Genomic DNA, 5,390 nt, shown 5'->3' on the forward strand with positions numbered 1-5,390 from the left:
GTCCCATAAGCCACTATATCCCTTTCTGTTTCGGGAGAGGGAGCTATCTTTGAAAGAGTAAATATAGCGTCGAGAAGGTCGTTTATTGCATTGGTATAGAATGCAAGCTCTTCTTTGAGGGGAATCTGTAAATTGTCTACTTTTTTCCTAATAACATTCAACTGAGTAAGATAAACACCAAAAGCTTCGTTTATTTTCTCGTTTGAAAGATATGGAAGCTTATCAGTATCAAACTCCTGTAAAAACTTACTTGCACGCTGTATGGCCTCATCTGTCTTTTTCCTCTGCTTCGGAAGCAGGTCTTTAAACTTCATACCACCGGAGCCGATATAACCAGCAGACATTCCCCTTTCTTTTTGAAGTTCCTGAACGACATCCGACAAAATATCTATCAGCTTCGTAGTTGACTTTAGAGTTTTAGCACTATCTAGATCTGCTTTAAGTTTCTTATAACCCATAAACGAATAAGTAATTGAAATGGCAAATATTGCCATAACCATAAGTAAAAAGATGTTTCTTACCCTGTACAGGGATTCTCTGGTAAGTTCCATAACTACCTCCTCTTAGCAGGTTATAGGTATTGCTTAAGTATTTGATTAACCGCTTCCTTACAACTTCTCTTCTTGTAAACGCAGTCAGACGGTATCTCTTTGATAAGTTCTTCCATAAACAGATTTACATTGTCGTAGGTGATCTGTGCGATGCCAAGCCTTTCCTTGGCATCATCTACTATTGTTTCTCCTATGAACCCTAACGCTTCAGATAATATTTCCTTTATCTTTTCCTCAAACTCTTTCGGAAGTGGTACAGATTCAGTTTGATTAATATCAATTTCCTGAACGGTAATAATGTTTAACCTTTTGTACTGTTCAATAGTTTTTACAGTTTCGTCTATGTGTGAATGGATGAAAAGACCTTTTTTCAGATCTCTCTCCTTACAGAGTGTATAGAATACAAGGAAATCCTCGGGTTTCATCTGAACAGATTCTTTTACATTTTCAGGCTTTATGTCACAGACAAGCTTTTTCTCCCTCAATGTTTTAAAGTAGGCTTTTCCTTCGTCGTAAACCCTTGCAACATCCATTCCCACCTGTATAGTAGGAACACGCCAGTTGTACATATCAGGAATGCTTGTTTCTTCAAACAGTAGTGTCCCTTTTGGCCACGTGAGGGGATAAACAAGTGCACCTATTACTATTGCATCTTTTCTGTGCTGTAATCTCAATGAGTTATCTATCATATCACTGATTATAGAACAGTTGTTGGTTGCAACTCCCTCAAAAACATTTTCCCCGATGTAAAAAATAAGCTCTTCTGCTCCGGGACCGTTTACACGGATAAATCCGGATACCCCGTTGTTGATTATCTGCATTACCGTGTCGATAAACTTCATATCGTCTTTCAGGTTATCAAAGTTTGCCTGTATTCTTGTGCCCATTTTACCTCCTTTTTCTCTCCAATATTTTACAACAAATTTTACATTCTCGTTCCTACAAGGCCACTAAACGGACCCTCAAGACGCTGGAACACCTGGTTAGCCTTAATTCTTGACGCACCTACTATTTCAACTGCACCGTCAAGTATGTAATCAGGTAGTGAATACCCGATCTGCCACGCCAGTATTGTAGCAACAATAGTAGAGAGAATCAGGAACGATCCATCAAGAACACCGCTTAAGAATGCAGACGGTATGCTCTTTGCAGATTCTATAAAGCTTGAACCACCTTTATCTATTGCTCCAAGTATCACGTGCGTCGGTATGTAGTAGGTAAACAGGAATATTATCCTTGAGAACGCAAGTGCTATTCCAGCACTTATGGTTAAAACAGCAGGATAGAATGTCATTTTATAAAGTTCCATAAAGAACCTTAATACCATATTCGGCTGATTTGTGGCGGCCGCTACTGCATAGAACGGCAGGAGAATAACAAGAACGAAAAGTTCAAGAAGATACTGAACAAACCTTACAATCACAGCAAGACCGGTTATGATAAACGGCATAAGCTTTAACAGAACTATCGCTATAGAGTAAGCAAGTATGTAAATGTATATCTTTCCACCTATTCCAAGAATTACAGAAAGCACGGTTGCTGTTACAACACCGGCAAGACCGGCAAGACCAATATTTACAGTTGTTAAAACACCCGATAGTATGTCGTTCATTATCTTGAGTATGTTGTTCACAAACGGCAAACTTAAGAGAATCAACGCCTTTCCTATGTAGTACATAACCTCAGAAGTAATAGTTCCAGCTATTCTATCAATTTTTTCAACAGGGTTGCCGTTCGTCATAAATCCATAAACAGACTCTGCTCCTGCCTTGAGCCATCTGGCAGCTGTTGTAACAGCACTTCCTATACCACCTGCAACAGACTTTCCAAATCCGTAAGCCTTTGCAAGGTAGTCTGTCAGACCAGGACTGTTTAGTGGATAGTTTTTCTCTCCTACCTTTGTTGCAATTATCGGATCAACACTTGTTCTGATTCCTGGTATGCTGTCTATGAAGTAAAAGATCGAGTACATAGGAATTATCGCAGGAGCAAGAAATCCATACTGGTCTTTTGTTGAGTTTATAAGTGTAAGCAGTTTTTCTACTTCTTCGTTAGATTCGGTTTCATTCTTCTTTATATCCTGTGCCATTAGCTTGTATTTCTTCAGCTGAGGACATACCTGGTCTAAAGTCCAAAATACATCATCACACGCTCCGATATGGGAAGCCCTGGCCATTTCAATAGAAGCCTGGTCATACTTATCAAGATCAGCACAGGAAGAAATAACAACTTCCTGGCCTCCCACGTTTACACGGCACTCCTGATACATTTGAGCACCGGAATCGGACATAAAGTAAAACACAGGCATTCTCCACGCTTCATCTACGGCCTTCGCCAGAGATTCATAGTTCAACCTTCCACTAATGTCTGCGTAACTGTAGGCATAGCCGTCATAGGTCATAGTCTTAAGGAAAATATTGGTAACAACCGTGTTCACATAGGGAGTTACTCCATGCTCTGCAACATCAACCCCCCACAGAATAAAATTCCTCATCATTGTAAGTGCTAGTGGTGTATTAATTGTGGATATATCAGGATCAGCCCACTCGTACTTCGGCTTATCCTCCATCTTCTTAGCTAAATCCTCATACTTTTTGATACAGTTGTCGTATTCCTGAGCAAGCTCTTCACACTGCTGTTCCATCGTTGAACCACAAAGGGCCTCAAATGAACCCTGAACGGATAGTTTGTTAAACAGGTCTGTAATACTACATTCACCGGTTATGATACAGAGCAGATCATCAAATATGTCCCCTAAAGAACCACCACTATCTTCATTATCACAGTAGATAGTTTTGTAATCCTGAGCCTCATTTTTACACTCTTCCACAAGAGTCTGAATGTCTGAACACATTGCTACAGGATCTATTTTCTCCTGCTTTACGGTCGGGTTAACATACGATCCCGTTATGTTCGGTGGAAGAGGCAAAGAGAAGAAAAGCATAACAGGAATAACCTGTAATGCCTTCCCTTTATATGTGGCTGATAAAAGATTCTGGAAAGAAGAACCAGGATTTCTCATTATGTCGTTCCAGTTTTTAAATGTATGGCTTATTAAATGCCAGCTTAATACTACTACGAGAATTATGTAGGCCATAAAGATCGAAAAGCCTTTAAGAACTTTTAAGTAAATGGTATAAAATCCCTGAATTCCTGCATAAAGGGGCGTATTCTGAATTAGAGCTGGTGCAACATCTTTTACTGTTTTGTCAAAAAGAAAAACTCTTACAAGATAATTCGGAAGTGATATGTCAAGATATCTCAAGTTGTTCTTATCTGTAGTATCTTGGACCTTTAAACCAATTCCACCGTACTTGTTGGTAAGTGCATAAGTACAGACAAGAGTTGATTCAAGGTTATCAGGCGCATTTCCTGCATCTTTATCAATATACCTGTTAAACACGCAGGTACAGTATGTAGGAATTGCCATATTGCTCGACGGCGTTCCGTAAACGCTGGCAAGTACTGTCCCACCTTTTCCGGTTTCCTCTGCTATCTTTTCACATAAAGCCCGACACGAACCCTCTTTTAAATCTACCTTATCAGGACAAAACGCTCCAAGTGCTGATGAAGTTAGAAGCACCAGGAAAAACAGGATTCCCAGTATTCTTTGCATTTTTCACCCCTTTCTGCTATAATTTATTATAACAGTCAAGTAAGGGAGAGCAAGGAATGAAAAGAGTGCTTTTAACACTTCTTGCCATTTTCGTTATAACTACTCCTGCTATGGCCAAAAACAAGAAAAATGCCGTGTTCTTCAAAGAAGTAGTAGTAAGATATCCACTAGTCTATTATCAACCTGTACACGCCGAAAATAAACCCGTAGAATGCTTACCCTGCAACAAAAAAGTGAAAAAAGTTGTAAATTCTATGATTAAAAAATCCCCTTCAACCGAAACAGTTAAGTTTAAATAGGTCAATTACAGTAAACCAGTTTTTCTATGGGTTGTTTCTGGCAGTAAACTTTTCTGGTTTTATAGATAAATTCTGCCGTATCAACTACATTATCCACGCTTCCGTTAGGGGAAAATCCGTCAAAAAATCCGTCTTTATCTAAAACTATGTAAACATAATTGGTTGGTGGATTTATTTCTGTATTTCCTACTTTAACGGTTTTTTGTTCAGAAAACTCACACTTAAAAACTCTTTTATCTGTATATTGATTCATCGACATAGCTCCTGTTATGCATTCGTATATTATTGCTTGCATAGCCTTTGCTGAAGCCCTCTGTAAATACTGCTTGTAAGCTGTATAGGCTATTACGCTTAAAAAAATCATTATAGTAACAACTACCATAAACTCTGTCAGCGTGAATCCCTTTCTTTTCATCTCCTCCCCGGGGATATAAGGTTTTCCACTTTCTTCGCAAACGATAAAGGCTCATCGTAAACAAGAGCATAAATAAAAACTTTAAATACCTCTACTATATCTTTCGCAAAAGCAGTTAAAGGAATTTCCTTAACACTAATTTTCCCAGGTTCTACCGTTTCAACAACCACTCTCGTACTCTGTTCTATTAAATCGTAGTTTTCCTCTCCATTTATAATATCAGTTGTTTTTAAAAGTTCTCCCTCTAATGAAAACTTGATTTCCTTCCTTCCCTGCTTTACCCTGCCGGGTAGCTCAACGTGAAATGTTATTACATTAGGATTTTCTCCACTAAGAAAGTCAAGTAGTGGCATTTCAAATTTTGAATAACCTCTATATAGGCTCTGTATTTTTTCTAGATTTTTTTTAAATTCCGATAAAAAATAAAATGAATCCCTATTAACTACCCGCCGTGCAAACCATAAATGCTTTCTTAAATAACTCTTTAGCTTTTCTGCATATTCCTTGAG

6 protein-coding genes are annotated in these 5,390 nt (G+C 38.5%); 1 reads left to right on the plus strand and 5 read right to left on the minus strand.

What is annotated here, in order from left to right; all coding sequences use genetic code 11:
• The 3 genes from MV676_RS02605 to MV676_RS02615 all read right to left on the minus strand — a co-directional run.
• Positions 1-551 (minus strand): nitrate- and nitrite sensing domain-containing protein (locus MV676_RS02605; protein ID WP_297445012.1); only part of this gene is annotated, 551 nt, incomplete at its 3' end.
• Between the two features lie 20 nt (positions 552-571).
• Positions 572-1,438, minus strand: coding sequence for a hypothetical protein (locus tag MV676_RS02610; protein ID WP_297445014.1), 867 nt, complete (start codon positions 1,436-1,438; stop codon positions 572-574).
• Positions 1,439-1,476: 38 nt separating this feature from the next.
• A complete protein-coding gene (locus MV676_RS02615) occupies positions 1,477-4,167 on the minus strand; it encodes a hypothetical protein (RefSeq protein WP_297445016.1) in 2,691 nt (896 codons plus the stop codon).
• Between the two features lie 56 nt (positions 4,168-4,223).
• Here MV676_RS02615 and MV676_RS02620 point away from each other — a divergent pair, with 56 nt between their 5' ends.
• On the plus strand, positions 4,224-4,466 hold the full coding sequence (locus tag MV676_RS02620) for a hypothetical protein (RefSeq protein ID WP_297445018.1): 243 nt from the start codon (positions 4,224-4,226) through the stop codon (positions 4,464-4,466).
• Between the two features lies 1 nt (position 4,467).
• On the opposite strand, the gene MV676_RS02625 is transcribed toward MV676_RS02620, so the two are convergent.
• Together MV676_RS02625 and MV676_RS02630 are read right to left on the minus strand one after the other, a co-directional pair.
• Positions 4,468-4,881 (minus strand): prepilin-type N-terminal cleavage/methylation domain-containing protein, encoded by a 414-nt coding sequence (locus MV676_RS02625; protein WP_297445020.1) that lies wholly within the window; start codon positions 4,879-4,881, stop codon positions 4,468-4,470.
• The coding region (locus MV676_RS02630; RefSeq protein ID WP_297445022.1) for a hypothetical protein at positions 4,878-5,390 on the minus strand (513 nt) is incomplete at its 5' end. The genes MV676_RS02630 and MV676_RS02625, both read right to left, overlap by 4 nt.

The organism is Desulfurobacterium sp., assembly GCF_027028515.1.
Lineage (GTDB): Bacteria > Aquificota > Aquificia > Desulfurobacteriales > Desulfurobacteriaceae > Desulfurobacterium_A.